Raw genomic sequence first — 16419 nt, 5'->3', positions numbered from 1 at the left:
CGTGGAGGGTCGCAAGTCTCATCGGCGGACGAATCCGCACGGATGAGCAGCGCTCACGCTCTCATTGGGTAGGGAAGTAGCGAACTGGTTTGGTCCGAACGTCCGCGACGTATCGCAGAGTCCAAGGCCACTTGAGGTTATATGGTCAAGCCGCACGGATCATTAGTACTGGTTAGCTCAACGCATTACTGCGCTTACACACCCAGCCTATCAACCACCTGGTCTTGATGGTTCCTTTAGGGGACTTGTGTCCCGGGAGATCTCATCTTGAGGCGCGCTTCCCGCTTAGATGCTTTCAGCGGTTATCGCTTCCGAACATAGCTACCCGGCAATGCCACTGGCGTGACAACCGGAACACCAGAGGTTCGTCCACTCCGGTCCTCTCGTACTAGGAGCAGCCCCTCTCAAATCTCCAACGCCCATGGCAGATAGGGACCGAACTGTCTCACGACGTTCTGAACCCAGCTCGCGTACCACTTTAAATGGCGAACAGCCATACCCTTGGGACCGACTACAGCCCCAGGATGTGATGAGCCGACATCGAGGTGCCAAACACCGCCGTCGCTATGGACGCTTGGGCGGTATCAGCCTGTTATCCCCGGAGTACCTTTTATCCGTTGAGCGATGGCCCTTCCATACAGAACCACCGGATCACTAAGTCCTACTTTCGTACCTGCTTGATCCGTCGATCTTGCAGTCAAGCACGCTTATGCCTTTGCACACAGTGCGCGATGTCCGACCGCGCTGAGCGTACCTTCGAGCTCCTCCGTTACTCTTTGGGAGGAGACCGCCCCAGTCAAACTACCCACCATACACGGTCCCCGACCCGGATTACGGGCCCAGGTTAGAACGTCAAGCACGACAGGGTGGTATTTCAAGGATGGCTCCATGCCAGCTAGCGCTAGCACTTCACAGCCTCCCACCTATCCTACACAGACGAACTCAACGTTCAGTGTAAAGCTATAGTAAAGGTTCACGGGGTCTTTCCGTCTTGCCACGGGAACGCTGCATCTTCACAGCGATTTCAATTTCACTGAGTCTCGGGTGGAGACAGCGCCGCTGTCGTTACGCCATTCGTGCAGGTCGGAACTTACCCGACAAGGAATTTCGCTACCTTAGGACCGTTATAGTTACGGCCGCCGTTTACCGGGGCTTCGATCAAGAGCTTCGCCTTGCGGCTGACCCCATCAATTAACCTTCCGGCACCGGGCAGGCGTCACACCCTATACGTCCACTTTCGTGTTTGCAGAGTGCTGTGTTTTTGATAAACAGTCGCAGCGGCCTGGTCACTTCGGCCTCCCCCAGCTATTCACCAGAAGAGGCGCACCTTCTCCCGAAGTTACGGTGCTATTTTGCCTAGTTCCTTCACCCGAGTTCTCTCAAGCGCCTGAGAATTCTCATCCTACCCACCTGTGTCGGTTTACGGTACGGTCTGCGTAAGCTGAAGCTTAGGAGCTTTTCCTGGAAGCGTGATATCAGCAGCTTCGTCCTAATGGACTCGTCCTTAGTCTCAACGTTGCGCCCCCGGATTTGCCTAAGGGCACCGCCTCAACTCTCTCACCGGGACAACCAACGCCCGGCCTGCCTAACCTTCTCCGTCCCTCCATCGCACTTACGCGAGGTGCTGGAATATTAACCAGCTTCCCATCGACTACGCATTTCTGCCTCGCCTTAGGGGCCGACTCACCCTGCGTCGATTAACGTTGCGCAAGGAAACCTTGGGCTTTCGGCGTGCGGGCTTTTCACCCGCATTATCGTTACTCATGTCAGCATTCGCACTTCCGATACCTCCACGGGACTTCTCAATCCCGCTTCGCAGGCTTACGGAACGCTCCTCTACCGCGCATAACAAGTTATGCACCCCAAGCTTCGGTTCTGTGCTTAGCCCCGTTAAATCTTCCGCGCAGACCGACTCGACCAGTGAGCTATTACGCTTTCTTTAAAGGGTGGCTGCTTCTAAGCCAACCTCCTGGCTGTCTGTGCCTTTCCACATCGTTTCCCACTTAGCACAAAATTTGGGACCTTAGCTGTGGGTCTGGGTTGTTTCCCTTTTCACGACGGACGTTAGCACCCGCCGTGTGTCTCCCATGCAGTCCGTCTCGGTATTCGGAGTTTGCAATGGTTTGGTAAGTCGCAATGACCCCCTAGCCATGACAGTGCTCTACCCCCGAGAGGATTCACATGAGGCGCTACCTAAATAGCTTTCGAGGAGAACCAGCTATCTCCGGGTTCGATTAGCTTTTCACTCCTAATCACACCTCATCCCCTACCTTTGCAACGGGAGTGGGTTCGGGCCTCCAGTACCTGTTACGGTACCTTCACCCTGGGCATGACTAGATCACCCGGTTTCGGGTCTATTGCCTGCGACTATGCGCCCTTATCAGACTCGGTTTCCCTTCGCCTCCCCTATACGGTTAAGCTCGCCACAGACAATAAGTCGCTGACCCATTATACAAAAGGTACGCAGTCACCCCGAAGGGCTCCTACTGCTTGTACGCACACGGTTTCAGGGTCTATTTCACTCCCTTCACCAGGGTTCTTTTCGCCTTTCCCTCACGGTACTGGTTCACTATCGGTCGGTCAGGAGTATTTAGCCTTGGAGGATGGTCCCCCCATGTTCAGACAGGGTTTCTCGTGCCCCGCCCTACTCAATTTCATCGAAATGGCCCTTTCGCATACTGGGCTGTCACCATCTATGGCAGGCCTTTCCAGGCCTTTTTGCTAGAACCAAATCGACTTTTGGGCTAATCCCCGTTCGCTCGTCACTACTAAGGGAATCTCGGTTGATTTCTTTTCCTACGGTTACTTAGATATTTCAGTTCACCGCGTTCGCCTCGTACAGCTATGTATTCACTGCACGATACCCCTTGCGGGGTGGGTTTCCCCATTCGGACATTGCCGGATCAAAGCTTGTTGCCAGCTCCCCGACACTTTTCGCAGGCTGCCACGTCCTTCATCGCCTCTGACCGCCAAGGCATCCACCGTGTGCGCTTATTCGCTTGACCATATAACCCCAAGTCGCCTCGGGGTTGCAGTGCCCGTGGTTACAAGCCACGGACGCGAATATTGCAACGACTCAAATAAGGAATCTCTCGATTCCCGCCTTAGCCTCATACGACACGTCTGGACGGATTCGTCTCAAACGCTCGCTACTTCCCTATTTTTCAAAGAACATGCACCGACTTCAACGTCGATGCATTTCTGATCTTTAGTGTGCGCGCAATCCAGGCGAAACAGAGGCTGGTGGAGCCTGTCGGGATCGAACCGACGACCCCCTGCTTGCAAAGCAGGTGCTCTCCCAGCTGAGCTAAGGCCCCAAGTGGTGGGTCTGGGAGGACTCGAACCACCGGCCTCACCCTTATCAGGGGTGCGCTCTAACCACCTGAGCTACAGACCCAGTCTGTTTCTGTTGTGCGGATTGTGCAGGTTACTTGTGCGGACGTCCGACAGGCAATTAGCTGTCTTTAGTCTCAAAAGGAGGTGATCCAGCCGCACCTTCCGATACGGCTACCTTGTTACGACTTCACCCCAGTCATCGGCCACACCGTGGCAAGCGCCCTCCTTGCGGTTAGGCTACCTGCTTCTGGTGCAACAAACTCCCATGGTGTGACGGGCGGTGTGTACAAGGCCCGGGAACGTATTCACCGCAGCAATGCTGATCTGCGATTACTAGCGATTCCGACTTCACGGAGTCGAGTTGCAGACTCCGATCCGGACTGAGAGAAGGTTTCTGGGATTGGCTTGCCCTCGCGGGTTTGCAGCCCTCTGTCCTTCCCATTGTAGTACGTGTGTAGCCCTGGCCGTAAGGGCCATGATGACTTGACGTCATCCCCACCTTCCTCCGGTTTGTCACCGGCGGTCTCCTTAGAGTTCCCACCATTACGTGCTGGCAACTAAGGACAAGGGTTGCGCTCGTTGCGGGACTTAACCCAACATCTCACGACACGAGCTGACGACAGCCATGCAGCACCTGTCTCACGGTTCCCGAAGGCACCAATCCATCTCTGGAAAGTTCCGTGGATGTCAAGGCCAGGTAAGGTTCTTCGCGTTGCATCGAATTAAACCACATACTCCACCGCTTGTGCGGGCCCCCGTCAATTCCTTTGAGTTTCAGTCTTGCGACCGTACTCCCCAGGCGGCGAACTTAACGCGTTAGCTTCGATACTGAGTTCCTAGTTGAACCCAACATCCAGTTCGCATCGTTTAGGGCGTGGACTACCAGGGTATCTAATCCTGTTTGCTCCCCACGCTTTCGTGCCTCAGTGTCAGTACTGGTCCAGGTAGTCGCCTTCGCCACGGATGTTCCTCCTGATCTCTACGCATTTCACTGCTACACCAGGAATTCCACTACCCTCTACCGTACTCTAGCCCGCCAGTATCCAATGCAATTCCCAGGTTGAGCCCAGGGCTTTCACATCAGACTTAACGAACCACCTACGCACGCTTTACGCCCAGTAATTCCGAGTAACGCTTGCACCCTTCGTATTACCGCGGCTGCTGGCACGAAGTTAGCCGGTGCTTATTCTTTGGGTACCGTCATCCTCTCCGGTTATTAACCGGAAAGATTTCTTTCCCAACAAAAGGGCTTTACAACCCGAAGGCCTTCTTCACCCACGCGGCATGGCTGGATCAGGCTTGCGCCCATTGTCCAATATTCCCCACTGCTGCCTCCCGTAGGAGTCTGGACCGTGTCTCAGTTCCAGTGTGGCTGATCATCCTCTCAGACCAGCTACGGATCGTCGCCTTGGTGGGCCTTTACCCCGCCAACTAGCTAATCCGACGTCGGCTCATCTATCTGCGTGAGGCCTTGCGGTCCCCCACTTTCACCCGAAGGTCGTATGCGGTATTAGCGTAAGTTTCCCTACGTTATCCCCCACAAAAAGGCAGATTCCGACGTATTCCTCACCCGTCCGCCACTCGCCACCCAGGGAGCAAGCTCCCCTGTGCTGCCGTTCGACTTGCATGTGTTAGGCCTGCCGCCAGCGTTCACTCTGAGCCAGGATCAAACTCTTCACTTAAAGTTTTCTGGACTTGCGTCCAAATATTTCGAGTGCAGTCGTCGTCCCGAGCTCCAAATTACTCGCTTGCATTACTGCATTTGAATTGACTTGTTGCTCTGTTACGAACGTCTGCAAGATGGACAGTCATCCACCTGCCAGACGCCCGCACAAGTCACCTGCGCACACTGTCAAAGATCGTTGGAAACAGGCCTCAGCGCCTCGCTTCCGTACCCTTCGGCGTTTCGCCTCAGGGAGCCGCACATGATAGCGCGGTTTTTGCTTTCGTCAACACCCCGTGAAGGGGTTTTTGACTTCCCTTCAGCTTGGCGCCCGGCTGGGCGTTTCGTCGAAGGGAGCCGCACATTCTAGCCCGTTTTTCCGGTCCGTCAACACCCTGCGAGAGGGAATTTTCCGGCCCGGAGGGCCTTGCGGCGTTGCCGCTGCGTGGCCCCGGTGATGCGGGGCGCGCATTCTGCACAATCGCAATCGGCTTGCATAGCCCCCTTCCGCATCTTCACGCCTTGACGCGTCCCGGGGCACTGTCCGATGTTGCGGTCTGACGCCACGAAGGATGCCGACATGTCCCTGATTCGACGCTTCGCCGCGCTTGCGCTGACGCTTGGTCTGTCCGCCTGCGCCAGCGCCGATCCCAACTGGGTCGAGCTGGGCGGAAAGCGGTATGCGGTGGAGGTGGCGGACGACGATGCCGAACGCGCGCGCGGCCTGATGTTCCGCGACACGCTCGCGGAGGGCACCGGCATGCTGTTCGTGCACGAGCGCGAAGAGCCTCTGGCCTACTGGATGAAGAACACGCGCATCGCGCTCGACATCCTGTACTTCGACGCCGGCCTGACGCTGGTCTCGCAGCGGCGCGACGTGCCACCGTGCTCCGCGGGCAACGCGTGTCCGACGTACCCGAGCGACGCCCCTGCGCGCTATGTGCTGGAGCTCAACGCCGGTGAGGCGGCGCGATTGCAGTTGAGCGACGGCACGCGCATGCGGCTTTCGCGCGCGCTGCAGCCCACGCCCTGATGCGTCGCCCGTGAGCTTGCGCCCCGTGCCCGGCCAGCGCAGTCTTGCAGGCATGGACGCGAACAACCCCCTGCCCCGCTGGGACGCGCTGGCCGGGCTCGACGACGATGCGCTGCCGCTGCTGGGCGTGGCCCTGCTGATCGCACGCGACGAGTATCCGGAGCTCGAGCCGCGCCGCTACGCGCTGCAGGTACAGGGCCATGCCTCGCACATCCGCGGTGTGATCGACCGCGAATCGCACCCGGCCCTGAAGATGCGCGCGATCAACCGGTACCTGTTCGAGGAGGTCGGCTACGCGGGCAATCACGACGAGTACTACGACCCGCGCAACAGCTATCTCAACCAGGTGTTCGAGCGCCGGCTGGGCAATCCGATCTCGCTGGCGCTGGTGCAGATGGCGGTGGCGCGCGAGGTCGGACTGCCGCTGGACGGGGTGTCGTTTCCCGGGCATTTCCTGGTGCGGTTGCCGGTGGACGACGGCGTGCTGGTGATGGATCCGTTCAACCGCGGGCGCCCGCTCGACGTCGACGAGCTGCGCCAGCGGGCGCGCACGCATCTGGGCGGGGAGGTGCCGGACGACGACGCGCTCTCGCAGATCCTGTACCCGGCGTCGAACCGCGCGATCCTGGTGCGGGTGCTGCGCAACCTGCACGGGGTCTACCAGGAGCGTGGCGACTGGGAACGCGCGACGCGCAGCGCGGATCGCGTACTGCGGCTGCTGCCCGACAACCCCGAGGGCCTGCGCGACCGCGGCCTGGGATACCTCGAACTCGGTCACCTGGCCGGCGCGCGCGAGGACCTGCACCGTTATCTGCTGCGGCAGCCGCGCGCGGACGACGCGTCGCAGGTCCGCATGCGGCTGATCGAGGCGGGGTCGCGCACCGGCCGCCTGCACTGACGCGCCGCGGCGGAGGATCGCCGCGCTACAGGGCGACCATCTCGAAATCATCCTTGGTGACGCCGCAATCCGGGCATGTCCAGGTCTCGGGCACGTCTTCCCAGCGCGTACCGGGCGCGATGCCGTCGTCCGGCAGGCCCGCCGCCTCGTCGTAGACGAAGCCGCAGACCACGCACATCCAGCTGCGGTAGGGCGTGTCGTTCATCGGATAATGCGCTCGAAGGCTCAGGAGGATGCATGCCATTGTCCCATTCCCCGCGTGAGGGCGAAACGACCGGGGACGCCGCAGCCCGCGTGCGCGGGCTGTATCCGGTGACACCCGATGTCGACGACACCGGTGCCCTTCTGGCGCTGGTCGTGCACGTGCTGCCGCATGCCACCTGGCTGCAGTACCGGCACAAGACAGCCACGCCCGCACTGCGTCGTACCCAGGTCGCGGCGCTGCTGCCCGCGTGCCGCGCCGCCGGCGTCCCGCTGATCGTGAACGACGACTGGCGACTCGCGGCCGAGAGCGGCGCCGACGGCGCGCATCTGGGCGAGGACGACGGCGACCTGCAAGCCGCGCGCGCGGCCCTGGGGCGCGGCGCCATCCTCGGCGCGTCCTGCTACGACGCGCTCGAACGCGCGCGCCGCGCGGTCGACGCGGGCGCCAGCTACGTGGCGTTCGGCGCCTTCTTCCCGACCGCGACCAAGGCCACCACCCGTCGCGCCAGCCCCGACCTCCTGCGCGCGGCGGCCGGCCTGGGCGTGCCGCGGGTGGCGATCGGCGGCATCACGGTCGACAATGCACCCGGCCTGGTCGCGGCCGGCGCCGACCTGCTGGCCGTGGTCAACGGGGTGTTCGGTGCTTCCGATCCCAGGGCCGCGGCGCAGGCGTACCTGCAAGCGTTCGCGCAGCCGCGCGACACGTGCCGGCGCTGAACACCGTCGTTCCGTCCCCGCCGGCCGTCCAACCGCTCTTCCTCCCGCCTCCCCGACAGATGCCCCGCACACGATGAACCACGATCACTCGCACGCCCTGTTCCAGCGCGCGCGCGCGCGCCTGCCCGGCGGCGTCAATTCGCCCGTGCGGGCATTCAAGTCGGTCGGCGGCGAACCGTTCTTCGTCGCCCGCGCGGATGGCCCGTACCTGTACGACGTCGACGGCAACCGCTATGTCGACTACGTCGGCTCGTGGGGCCCGATGATCGTCGGCCACAACCATCCGCACGTCCGCGAGGCGGTGCAGCGCGCGATCGGCGACGGCCTCTCGTTCGGCGCGCCATGCGCTGCCGAGGTGACCATGGCCGAAACCCTCGCCAGGCTGGTGCCCTCGTGCGAGATGGTGCGCATGGTCAATTCCGGCACCGAGGCGACGCTGTCGGCGATCCGCCTCGCGCGCGGCGCCACCGGGCGCAGCCGGATCGTGAAGTTCGAAGGCTGCTACCACGGCCATGGCGATTCTTTCCTGGTCAAGGCCGGCAGTGGCGCGCTGACCTTTGGCGTTCCGACCTCGCCAGGCGTGCCCAAGGCGCTGGCCGACCTGACCCTCACCCTGCCCTACAACGACTTCGACGCCGCCTCGGCGCTGTTCGACACCGCCGGCGGCGACATCGCCGCACTGATCATCGAACCGGTGGTCGGCAACGCCAACTGCCTGCCGCCGCGCGACGGCTACCTTCGGCACCTGCGCGAGCTGTGCACGCGCCATGGCACGCTGCTGATCTTCGACGAGGTGATGACCGGCTTCCGGGTTGCGCTCGGCGGCGCGCAGGCGCGCTATGGCGTGACGCCCGACCTGAGCACGTTCGGCAAGATCATCGGTGGCGGCATGCCGGTGGGCGCCTACGGCGGCCGGCGTGAACTGATGGAACAGGTCGCGCCGTCCGGACCGGTGTACCAGGCCGGCACGCTCAGCGGCAATCCGGTGGCCATGGCCGCGGGCCTGGCGATGCTCGAACTGGTGTCCGAGCCCGGCTTCCACGCCCGCCTCGAGGCGACCACGCACGCCTTGTGCGACGGCCTGGAGGCGGCCGCGCGCGAAGCGGGGATGGCCTTCACGACCACCCGGGTCGGCGCGATGTTCGGCCTGTTCTTCACCACCGAGACCATCGTGGATACCTATGCGCAGGCGGTGGCCTGCGATACGGCCGCATTCAACCGCTTCTTCCACGCGATGCTGGCGCGCGGCGTGTTCCTCGCGCCATCGGCGTTCGAGGCCGGCTTCGTGTCGAGCGCGCATGACGAGGGCGTGGTGGACGCGACCCTGGCGGCCGCGCGCGAGGCATTCCGGAGCCTGGCCGATGACCATACCGGCTGAATCCGGCACCGCGGCACCGGCTGCAGGCGGGAGCCTGTTCGAGAAGGAGTACCTGCCCGCCTCGACCGAAGGCGCGCGCTACCGCTGGTTCCGGCGCATCTTCCACCACGACGCACCGGACGAGCGCAACTTCGACCTGGTGCTGATCGCGGTGATCCTCGCCAGCGTAGCGGTCGTGCTGCTCGACAGCGTGCCCGCGATCAAGCAGCGCTGGCACCTGTGGCTGTACGCGGCCGAGTGGGTGTTCACGCTGGCCTTCACCGTCGAGTACGCGGTGCGGCTGTGGGTGGTGAAGCGACCCTGGCGCTATGCGCGCAGTTTCTATGGGGTGATCGATCTGCTCGCGATCCTGCCCACCTTCCTGTCGCTGCTGTTCCCGGCCAGCACCTCGTTCGCGGTGATCCGCGCGCTGCGGCTGCTGCGCGTGTTCCGGGTGCTGAAGCTGGTGCAGTACTCCAGCGAGGCCGGGGTGCTGCTCGACGCGCTGCAGCGCAGCCGGCGCAAGATCTTCGTGTTCATCGCCACCCTGGTGACCATCGTCGTCATCTTCGGTGCACTGATGTACGTGGTGGAAGGGCCGGAGCACGGCTTCACCAGCATCCCGACCGGCATGTACTGGGCGATCGTGACCGTCGGCACGGTGGGCTTCGGCGACATCGCACCGGGCACGCCGTTCGGGCGATTCGTGACCTCGGTGCTGATCGTGATCGGCTACAGCATCATCGCCGTGCCTACCGGCATCTACACCGCCGAACTGGCGCGCTCGCTGCAGCCGCGGCGACGCCAGGTGCGCTGCACCGAGTGCGGGCTGCCCGACCACGAGGCCGACGCCTGGCACTGCCGCAAGTGCGGCCGCACCCTGCCGCACGACTGAGTCCGGGGCGGGCGAACGACGGGCCGTCGCGGCTCAGCGCAAGGCCGCGCCCAGGCGCTGCAGGCCGTCGTGCAGCGCGGCGTCGTCGATGTTCAGCGGCGGCACGAAGCGCAACACGTCCGGGCCCGCCTGGAGCAGCAGCAGGCCCTGCGCCGCGGCGCGGTCGAGCAGTTCGCCGGCGCGGCCCGCATGCGCCGGCGCCAGGACGGCGCCGAGCATCAGGCCACGTCCGCGCACCTCCGAGAACAGGCCCAGTTCGCGGTTCAGTTCCTCCAGGCCCGTGCGCAGGGCAGTGGACTGGCGCGAGACATTGGCCATGATCCCGGGCGAGGCGAGCTTGCGCAGGGCCACGCGCGCCACGGCCGCCGCCAGCGGATTGCCGCCGAAGGTGGTGCCGTGGTCGCCGAACTGCATCGCCCGGGCGACCTTCGGCCCGGCCAGCAGCGCGCCGACCGGGAACCCGCCGCCCAGCGCCTTGGCCAGGGTCACGATGTCCGGCACCACCTCGTCCTGCCAGTGCGCGAACAGGGTCCCGGTGCGACCCATGCCGCACTGGATCTCGTCCAGCACCAGAAGCGCGCGGTGGTGATCGCACAGTTCGCGCACACCGCGCAGGAAGCCGGGCGCGGCGGGCATCACCCCACCCTCGCCCTGCACCGGTTCGACCAGCACTGCGGCGACGTCGCCGGCGGCCATGGCGACTTCCAGCGCGGTGGCGTCGTTGAAGTCGACGTAGCGGAAGCCGCCGGGCAGTGGCTCGTAGCCGGCCTGGTACTTGGGCTGCGCCGTAGCGGTGACCGCCGCCAGCGTGCGGCCGTGGAAACTGCCGCGGAAACTGACGATCACCCGGCGCGCCGGCTCGCGCCCCTGCGCGGTGGCCCACTTGCGCACCAGTTTGATTGCCGCCTCGTTGGCCTCGGCGCCGGAGTTGCACAGGAACACGCGCTCGGCGAAGCGCGAGGCCTCCGCCAGTTCCGCCGCCAGGCGCAGCGGCGGCTCGCTGTGGAAGACGTTGCTGGTGTGCCACAGCCGCCCGGCTTGCTCGGTCAGCGCGGCGACGAGGTCGGGATCGGCATGGCCGAGGCTGCAGACCGCGATGCCGGCGGCGAAGTCGACGTAGTCGCGGCCGTCGACATCCCAGAGCCGCGCGCCCTGGCCGCGATCGAGCACCATCGCCCGCTGCCGGTAGACCGGCAGGTAGCGCTGCTGCCCGAGGGCGACGAGGTCGGCGGTCTGGCTGGACGGGATCATGCGCGTGGGGGGCTGCGGACGGGGCCGGTCATTGTGCCGCGTCCGACGCGGCCACGCGCGGGCCGCGGCACGCGGGCTACCAGCTGCCGGTGTTGGGCATCGACGCCCAGGGTTCGGCCGGCGCCAGCGCCGCGCCCTTCTGCAGCAGTTCGATCGAGATCAGGTCCGGCGTGCGCACGAATGCCATGCGGCCGTCGCGCGGCGGGCGCAGGATGGTCACGCCCTGCGACTGCAGGTGCGCGCACAGCGCGTAGATGTCGTCGACGGCGAAGGCGAGGTGGCCGAAATTGCGCGCGCTGCCGTAGTCCTCGGGCGGTGAGCCGTCGGCGGGCGGCCAGTTGTATGTCAGCTCGATCTCGGCCTCCGGGTTCTCCGGCGCGCCGAAGTAGACCAGCGTGAAGCGGCCGGCCTCGTTGTCCATGCGCCGGGTCTGGCGCAGGCCGAGGCCATCGGTGAAGAAGCGGCTGGTGGCGTCCAGGTCGTGGACGCGGATCATCGCGTGCAGGTATTTCATGGTGGGCAGCTCGTGGGGTTGGCGGCGAAGCGGTCGAAGCCCGGGCGACGCGGCGCGAGGCGTCCCTGTCATCGGGACCCGGACGGTGGCACGGCAGTCAAGATCGCGCCGACTGCCCCGGATCGCAAGAAGATCATGGCCGCATGCGGACGGTCTTGGACGGCGAACTCAATCGAGGAACAGGTCCGGCAGCAACGGCTGCGCGGGATCGACCGCGTAGCCCGACAGGTCGGTGACGCCCGCCTCGCGCAGCACTTCGTCGTCGATCAGGAAGCGGCCCGTGAATCCGGCAGACGGGCGCGAGAGCACCGCATGCGCGGCATCGGCCATGATCGCCGGCGCGCGTCCATTGCCGGGCACCACGCCCGGGATCATCGCCAGCGCGTCGGTGGCAATCAGCGTGCGCGGCCAGAGCCCGTTGATGGCGATGCCGCGGTCGGCGAACTCGGCCGCCAGCCCCAGCGTGACGAAGCTCATGCCCATCTTGGCCAGGGTGTAGCCGGTATGCGGCGCCCACCACTTCGGATCCAGCGACGGCGGGGGGCACAGGGTGAGGATGTGCGGGTCGGCCGCCTGCAGCAGGTGCGGCAGGCACGCCTGCGCACAGAGGAAGGTGCCGCGGGCATTGACCTGCTGCATCAGGTCGAAGCGCTTCATCGGCGTGTCGAGCGTGCCGCGCAGCCAGATCGCGCTGGCATTGTTGACCAGGATGTCGAGTCCGCCGAAGGCCTCGACGGTACGCGCCACCGCCTCGCGCACCTGCGCCTCCTCGCGGATGTCGCAGCGCAGCGCCAGCGCGCGTCCGCCCGCCTCCTCGACCGCGCGCGCGGCGCTGTGGATGGTGCCGGGCAGCCTGGGGTTGGGCACGGCGGATTTCGCAGCGATCGCCACGTTGGCGCCGTCGCGCGCGGCGCGCAGCGCGATCGCCAGGCCGATGCCGCGCGAGGCGCCGGTGATGAACAGGGTCTTTCCGGTCAGCGCGGGCATGGCGATGCGGCCTCGGGATGTCGGAGCCCGAGCCTACGCCATCCCCGTCCCGCCGGCTGTCCTCTTCGCTTTCGACACCCGTCCTGCAGCGTGCGCTCACGGCTTCGGACCCTGCCCCTCGTTGTCTTCCCACTTGAGGATCCGCCTCGTCACGAAGCGGTAGACCGGCTTTCCGGTGCGGAACCACAGGTCGCGCACCCAGGAGTTGCGCCTGAGCACCCGGCGCTCGACCGGCGTGAGCGATTCCCGGCAGTACATGCGCTTGTGCTTGAGCAGGTGGCGCAGGTCCTCGCGGAACAGCAGCCGCATCCAGCGCGAACGCGGATCGCCGAGCGTGGCGAGCTGGAAGTCGATCAGGGCCGGCCGCCCGTCCTCGAGCACCAGCCAGTTCGCTTCCTTGGCCAGGTCGTTGTGGGCGACGCCGCGACGGTGCAGCGCCTGCAGCAGCCTGCGCGCGCGCCGGAAGTAGTCGAGATCGCCGCGCGGTGGACGCTGGTACATCGCGTCACCGGCCATGAAGCTGCGATCGAGCCGTCGCCCGTCCCAGTCCAGCAGCCGGGGTACGTCGGCCATGCCCGCCACGCGCTGCAGCGCGCGCGCCTCGCGCCGGGCCAGCCACCACGCGGGCAGGCGCAGCCACCAGGGAACATGGGCCAGGTCGCGGCGCACGAAGGCGCCGCCGGCACCGCGCATGAGCGAGATCCGGCCGAAGCTGTCGGCCTTCAGTGCCCGGGACTCGGTGGCGTGGCGATCCATCGCCACAGTGTAGGCGGACAGTCAGGGGCGGCTGTCATAATTCGTCGATGGACTCCGGCTGGTTCGACGCCACGCTCGCCTGGATCAGCGCGCACCCGGTCGCGGCCGGCGGTCTGATCTTTCTGATCGCCTTCTGCGATGCAGTCGTCGTGCTCGGCATCCTGGTGCCCGCGCTGCCGCTGCTGTTCGCGATCGGGGCGTTGATCGGGCTGGGGCATATCGACGGCACCTATGCGGTCACCTGCGCGGCGCTGGGCGCCTTCGCAGGCGACGGCATCGGTTACTGGGTCGGCCATCGCTGGGGGCCGCAGCTGCGCGAGCACTGGCCGTTCCGCCGCTATCCCCAGCTGCTCGACCGCGGCGAACTGGTGTTCCGCCGCCACGGCATCAAGGGCATCCTGATCGCGCGCTTCGTCGGCGCGATCCGAGCGTTCGTGCCGGCGATCGCCGGCATGCTGCACATGCCGCTGCGGCGCTACGTACCGATGAGCCTGGTCGCGTGCTTCCTGTGGGCCGCCAGCTTCCTCGCGCCCGGGTGGATCTTCGGCGCCTCCTACGATGCGGTGGCCGCGGTCGCCGACCGTCTGGTGCTGGTGCTGGGCGGACTGCTGCTGGTGCTCGCCCTGGCCTGGGCGGGCGTGCTCTACACCTACCGCTGGTTCGACCGCCACGCCAACGACCTGCTCGCGCGCGCGCTGCGCTGGACCCGCGCGCATCCGCGCCTGGGCCGCTATGCGGCGGCGCTGATCGATCCCAACCGGCCCGAATCGGCGTCGCTGGCGGTGCTGGCGGCCTGCCTGCTGGCGATCGGCTGGGCCTGGTTCGCCCTGCTGGGCACGGTGTGGATGCGCGGCGAGCCGCTGGCGCTGGACCTGACCGTGTTCGGCGCGATGTACGAACTGCGCAACCCGCTGGCCGACCGGCTGATGGCGGGGCTGGCCTCGATCGGCGACTGGGAGGTGCTGCTGCCGGCGGCCACGCTCGCGCTGGGCTGGCTGCTGTGGCGGCGACGCTGGATCGCCGCGGCGCACTGGGTCGCCGCGCTGACCTTCGGGCTGGTGCTGACCACGGGCCTGGCGAAGCTGATCGACATGCCGCTGCCGCCGACCGCGCACAGCGGCTTCGGCTTCCCGTCGGTGTCGGTGACGATGACCACGATCGCATTCGGCTTCTTCGCGGTGCTGATCGCGCGTGAACTGCCCGGCCGCAGCCGGGTGTGGCCGTACATGCTCGCCGGGCTGGTCGGCGCGCTGCTCGGCTTCGCGCGGCTGTACCTGGGCGCGCACTGGCTCAGCGACGTGGTCGGCGGGATGCTGCTGGGCATCGTCTGGCTGCTGGTGCTGGGCATCGCCTACCGGCGCCATGTGGCGCGTTCGTTCTGGATGCGGCCGCTGGCCGCGATCTTCTACCTGAGCTTCGCCGTCGCGGCGCTGTGGCACGCGCCCAAGGCGGTCGACCCGCTGCTGGCGCGCTTCACCGTGCCCGAACCGGCCCGCGTGCTGGAACGCGACGCCTGGTGGAACCGCGACTGGGTACAGCTGCCCGCCCAGCGTCGGGAGCGCGATGCCAGCCGGCGCTGGGCGCTCGACGTGCAGGTGGCCGGCCCGCTGGAGCCGCTACGCGGGCATCTGCGCAGCCTGGGCTGGCGCGCGCAGCCGCAGGCGGACTGGACCGCGACCCTGGGCCTGCTCGACGACGACGCACCGCCCGGCCTGCAGCCGGTGCTGCCGGCCACGCTCGGCTCCGAGGCCGAGGCGCTGCTGCTGCGGCGTCCCGCCGGCGACGGCCGGTTGCAGACGCTGAGGCTGTGGCGCGCGCCGGCGCGGCTGGCGGACGGCACCCCGCTGTGGATCGGCGTGACCCAGACCCTGGAATACCAGCGGCCGCTGTCGGGCCTGTTCGGGATCTGGCTCCCGGTGGTCGACGACGATGCCGCCTATGTCGCCCTGCGGCGCTCGGTCACCGGGTTCCCGGTGCGCGAATCGGTCCATCCGCACAGCGGGGCGCCGGTACTGCGGCTGCGCACCGACGCAGTCGGGTCAGGACAGGAGCCGTAGCAGCTCGTCCAGGCGCAGGTCGGGATCGTCTTCCTGCAGCAGCTGCTGGCGCTGGGGCAGGGTCAACGGCAGCAGCTCGGCCAGACGCCAGCCGACCCAGGCCGCATCGTCGAAGCGCGGCTCGGGAATGTGCACACCGGCTTCGCCAAGGCGGTCGAAGATGCGCCGCAGGACCTCGCCCAGCAGCGCGTGCTGCGGCTGCAGTTCGGCCACCGGATCGGGCGCGCGCCAGTCCACGTCCGCCACCACCAGTCCGCTGTCCCGCACCCGGGTGCGGGCGACGTGGAAGCGGCGGCCGCCACGCAGGCGCAGGTGCAGCAGTCCATCCGGGCCGGTGTCGAAATCCTCGATCCGGGCCTCGGTGCCCCAGGCCATCGGCATCGCGGCCGCGCCGGTCTCCTCGCCCCCGGCGATCAGGCAGACCCCGAAGCCGGTGCCATTGCGGCCGCAATCGCGCACCAGGTCGAGGTAGCGCGGCTCGAACACGCGCAGGCCGAGCGCGGCGCCCGGCACCAGGACGGCATGCAGTGGAAACAGCGGGAGCGGTTCGGCCATGTCACCAGTCTAGGCGCAGCGCAGGGGCCGCCGCAGCGGTAGGCGTCCCCCGGCGGCGGCTCCGGTGCCGGACTGCGGGACGACAGCCCGGATCATCGTCGCGCCCTGTCGCCGACGTGCGCGCCCGCGGTGTGCGGCCCTGCCGTCGCAGGGTCATGCGCACGCGCCGTCCAGAGACGATAGGCGTGCCGCCGCG

General features: G+C 66.1%; 12 protein-coding genes, 2 tRNA genes and 2 rRNA genes. 6 read left to right on the top strand and 10 right to left on the bottom strand.

Annotated elements, in window-relative coordinates; translation table 11 throughout:
* Positions 1-141 precede the first annotated feature (141 nt).
* The 4 genes from QFW81_RS11420 to QFW81_RS11405 all read right to left on the bottom strand — a co-directional run bounded on the left by QFW81_RS11420 (position 142) and on the right by QFW81_RS11405 (position 5018).
* Positions 142-3005 (bottom strand): 23S ribosomal RNA (locus tag QFW81_RS11420).
* A gap of 236 nt (positions 3006-3241) precedes the next feature.
* A tRNA-Ala gene (locus tag QFW81_RS11415) sits at positions 3242-3317 on the bottom strand.
* Positions 3318-3320: 3 nt separating this feature from the next.
* A tRNA-Ile gene (locus QFW81_RS11410) sits at positions 3321-3397 on the bottom strand.
* 76 nt (positions 3398-3473) lie between these two features.
* Positions 3474-5018 (bottom strand): 16S ribosomal RNA (locus QFW81_RS11405).
* The 16S and 23S rRNA genes sit together here with 2 tRNA genes alongside, the layout of an rRNA operon.
* A gap of 561 nt (positions 5019-5579) precedes the next feature.
* Between QFW81_RS11405 and QFW81_RS11400 the strand changes: the two genes are divergently transcribed.
* Together QFW81_RS11400 and QFW81_RS11395 are read left to right on the top strand one after the other, a co-directional pair.
* Positions 5580-6032: a DUF192 domain-containing protein gene (locus QFW81_RS11400; RefSeq protein ID WP_280578905.1), complete on the top strand. Its 453-nt coding sequence runs from the start codon at positions 5580-5582 to the stop codon at positions 6030-6032.
* A gap of 16 nt (positions 6033-6048) precedes the next feature.
* A complete protein-coding gene (locus QFW81_RS11395) occupies positions 6049-6930 on the top strand; it encodes a SirB1 family protein (protein WP_425604040.1) in 882 nt (293 codons plus the stop codon).
* A gap of 25 nt (positions 6931-6955) precedes the next feature.
* On the opposite strand, the gene QFW81_RS11390 is transcribed toward QFW81_RS11395, so the two are convergent.
* Entirely contained in the window at positions 6956-7174 is a 219-nt protein-coding gene (locus tag QFW81_RS11390; protein WP_280578904.1) for a rubredoxin, read from the bottom strand.
* On the opposite strand from QFW81_RS11390, the gene thiE reads away from it, so the two are divergent.
* The 3 genes from thiE to QFW81_RS11375 all read left to right on the top strand — a co-directional run bounded on the left by thiE (position 7168) and on the right by QFW81_RS11375 (position 10103).
* Positions 7168-7851, top strand: coding sequence for a thiamine phosphate synthase (gene thiE, locus QFW81_RS11385; RefSeq protein WP_280578903.1), 684 nt, complete (start codon positions 7168-7170; stop codon positions 7849-7851). The two genes, QFW81_RS11390 and thiE, sit on opposite strands and share 7 nt — an antisense overlap.
* Positions 7852-7924: 73 nt before the next feature.
* On the top strand, positions 7925-9229 hold the full coding sequence (gene hemL / locus QFW81_RS11380; RefSeq protein WP_280578902.1) for a glutamate-1-semialdehyde 2,1-aminomutase: 1305 nt from the start codon (positions 7925-7927) through the stop codon (positions 9227-9229).
* Entirely contained in the window at positions 9213-10103 is an 891-nt protein-coding gene (locus tag QFW81_RS11375) for an ion transporter (protein ID WP_280578901.1), read from the top strand. Before hemL ends, QFW81_RS11375 begins: the two co-directional genes overlap by 17 nt.
* A gap of 33 nt (positions 10104-10136) precedes the next feature.
* Here QFW81_RS11375 and QFW81_RS11370 read toward each other — a convergent pair whose 3' ends face one another.
* The 4 genes from QFW81_RS11370 to QFW81_RS11355 all read right to left on the bottom strand — a co-directional run bounded on the left by QFW81_RS11370 (position 10137) and on the right by QFW81_RS11355 (position 13611).
* Complete coding sequence (locus tag QFW81_RS11370) at positions 10137-11354, bottom strand: acetylornithine transaminase (RefSeq protein WP_280578900.1); 1218 nt, start codon at positions 11352-11354, stop codon at positions 10137-10139.
* Between the two features lie 76 nt (positions 11355-11430).
* A complete protein-coding gene (locus QFW81_RS11365) occupies positions 11431-11868 on the bottom strand; it encodes a VOC family protein (RefSeq protein WP_280578899.1) in 438 nt (145 codons plus the stop codon).
* A 168-nt stretch (positions 11869-12036) separates the two neighbouring features.
* Complete coding sequence (locus QFW81_RS11360; protein WP_280578898.1) at positions 12037-12855, bottom strand: SDR family oxidoreductase; 819 nt, start codon at positions 12853-12855, stop codon at positions 12037-12039.
* Between the two features lie 96 nt (positions 12856-12951).
* Positions 12952-13611, bottom strand: coding sequence for a protein kinase family protein (locus tag QFW81_RS11355; protein WP_280578897.1), 660 nt, complete (start codon positions 13609-13611; stop codon positions 12952-12954).
* Between the two features lie 47 nt (positions 13612-13658).
* On the opposite strand from QFW81_RS11355, the gene QFW81_RS11350 reads away from it, so the two are divergent.
* Positions 13659-15668, top strand: coding sequence for a bifunctional DedA family/phosphatase PAP2 family protein (locus QFW81_RS11350; protein ID WP_280578896.1), 2010 nt, complete (start codon positions 13659-13661; stop codon positions 15666-15668).
* Here the strand turns inward: QFW81_RS11350 and QFW81_RS11345 are convergent.
* A complete protein-coding gene (locus QFW81_RS11345; RefSeq protein ID WP_280578895.1) occupies positions 15651-16223 on the bottom strand; it encodes an LON peptidase substrate-binding domain-containing protein in 573 nt (190 codons plus the stop codon). The two genes, QFW81_RS11350 and QFW81_RS11345, sit on opposite strands and share 18 nt — an antisense overlap.
* Between the last annotated feature and the right edge of the window lie 196 nt (positions 16224-16419).

Source organism: Luteimonas kalidii (assembly GCF_029887935.1).
Taxonomy (GTDB): Bacteria; Pseudomonadota; Gammaproteobacteria; order Xanthomonadales; family Xanthomonadaceae; genus Luteimonas; species Luteimonas kalidii.
This window is presented reverse-complemented; position numbering and strand designations above follow the sequence as displayed.

Bases quoted from the DNA above. Each gene is read 5' to 3' on its own strand.
- QFW81_RS11400 (WP_280578905.1), top strand. From the start codon at position 5,580: ATGTCCCTGATTCGACGCTTCGCCGCGCTTGCGCTGACGCTTGGTCTG.
- thiE (WP_280578903.1), top strand. From the start codon at position 7,168: ATGCCATTGTCCCATTCCCCGCGTGAGGGCGAAACGACCGGGGACGCC.
- QFW81_RS11390 (WP_280578904.1), bottom strand. From the start codon at position 7,174: ATGGCATGCATCCTCCTGAGCCTTCGAGCGCATTATCCGATGAACGAC.
- hemL (WP_280578902.1), top strand. From the start codon at position 7,925: ATGAACCACGATCACTCGCACGCCCTGTTCCAGCGCGCGCGCGCGCGC.
- QFW81_RS11375 (WP_280578901.1), top strand. From the start codon at position 9,213: ATGACCATACCGGCTGAATCCGGCACCGCGGCACCGGCTGCAGGCGGG.
- QFW81_RS11370 (WP_280578900.1), bottom strand. From the start codon at position 11,354: ATGATCCCGTCCAGCCAGACCGCCGACCTCGTCGCCCTCGGGCAGCAG.
- QFW81_RS11365 (WP_280578899.1), bottom strand. From the start codon at position 11,868: ATGAAATACCTGCACGCGATGATCCGCGTCCACGACCTGGACGCCACC.
- QFW81_RS11360 (WP_280578898.1), bottom strand. From the start codon at position 12,855: ATGCCCGCGCTGACCGGAAAGACCCTGTTCATCACCGGCGCCTCGCGC.
- QFW81_RS11355 (WP_280578897.1), bottom strand. From the start codon at position 13,611: ATGGATCGCCACGCCACCGAGTCCCGGGCACTGAAGGCCGACAGCTTC.
- QFW81_RS11350 (WP_280578896.1), top strand. From the start codon at position 13,659: ATGGACTCCGGCTGGTTCGACGCCACGCTCGCCTGGATCAGCGCGCAC.
- QFW81_RS11345 (WP_280578895.1), bottom strand. From the start codon at position 16,223: ATGGCCGAACCGCTCCCGCTGTTTCCACTGCATGCCGTCCTGGTGCCG.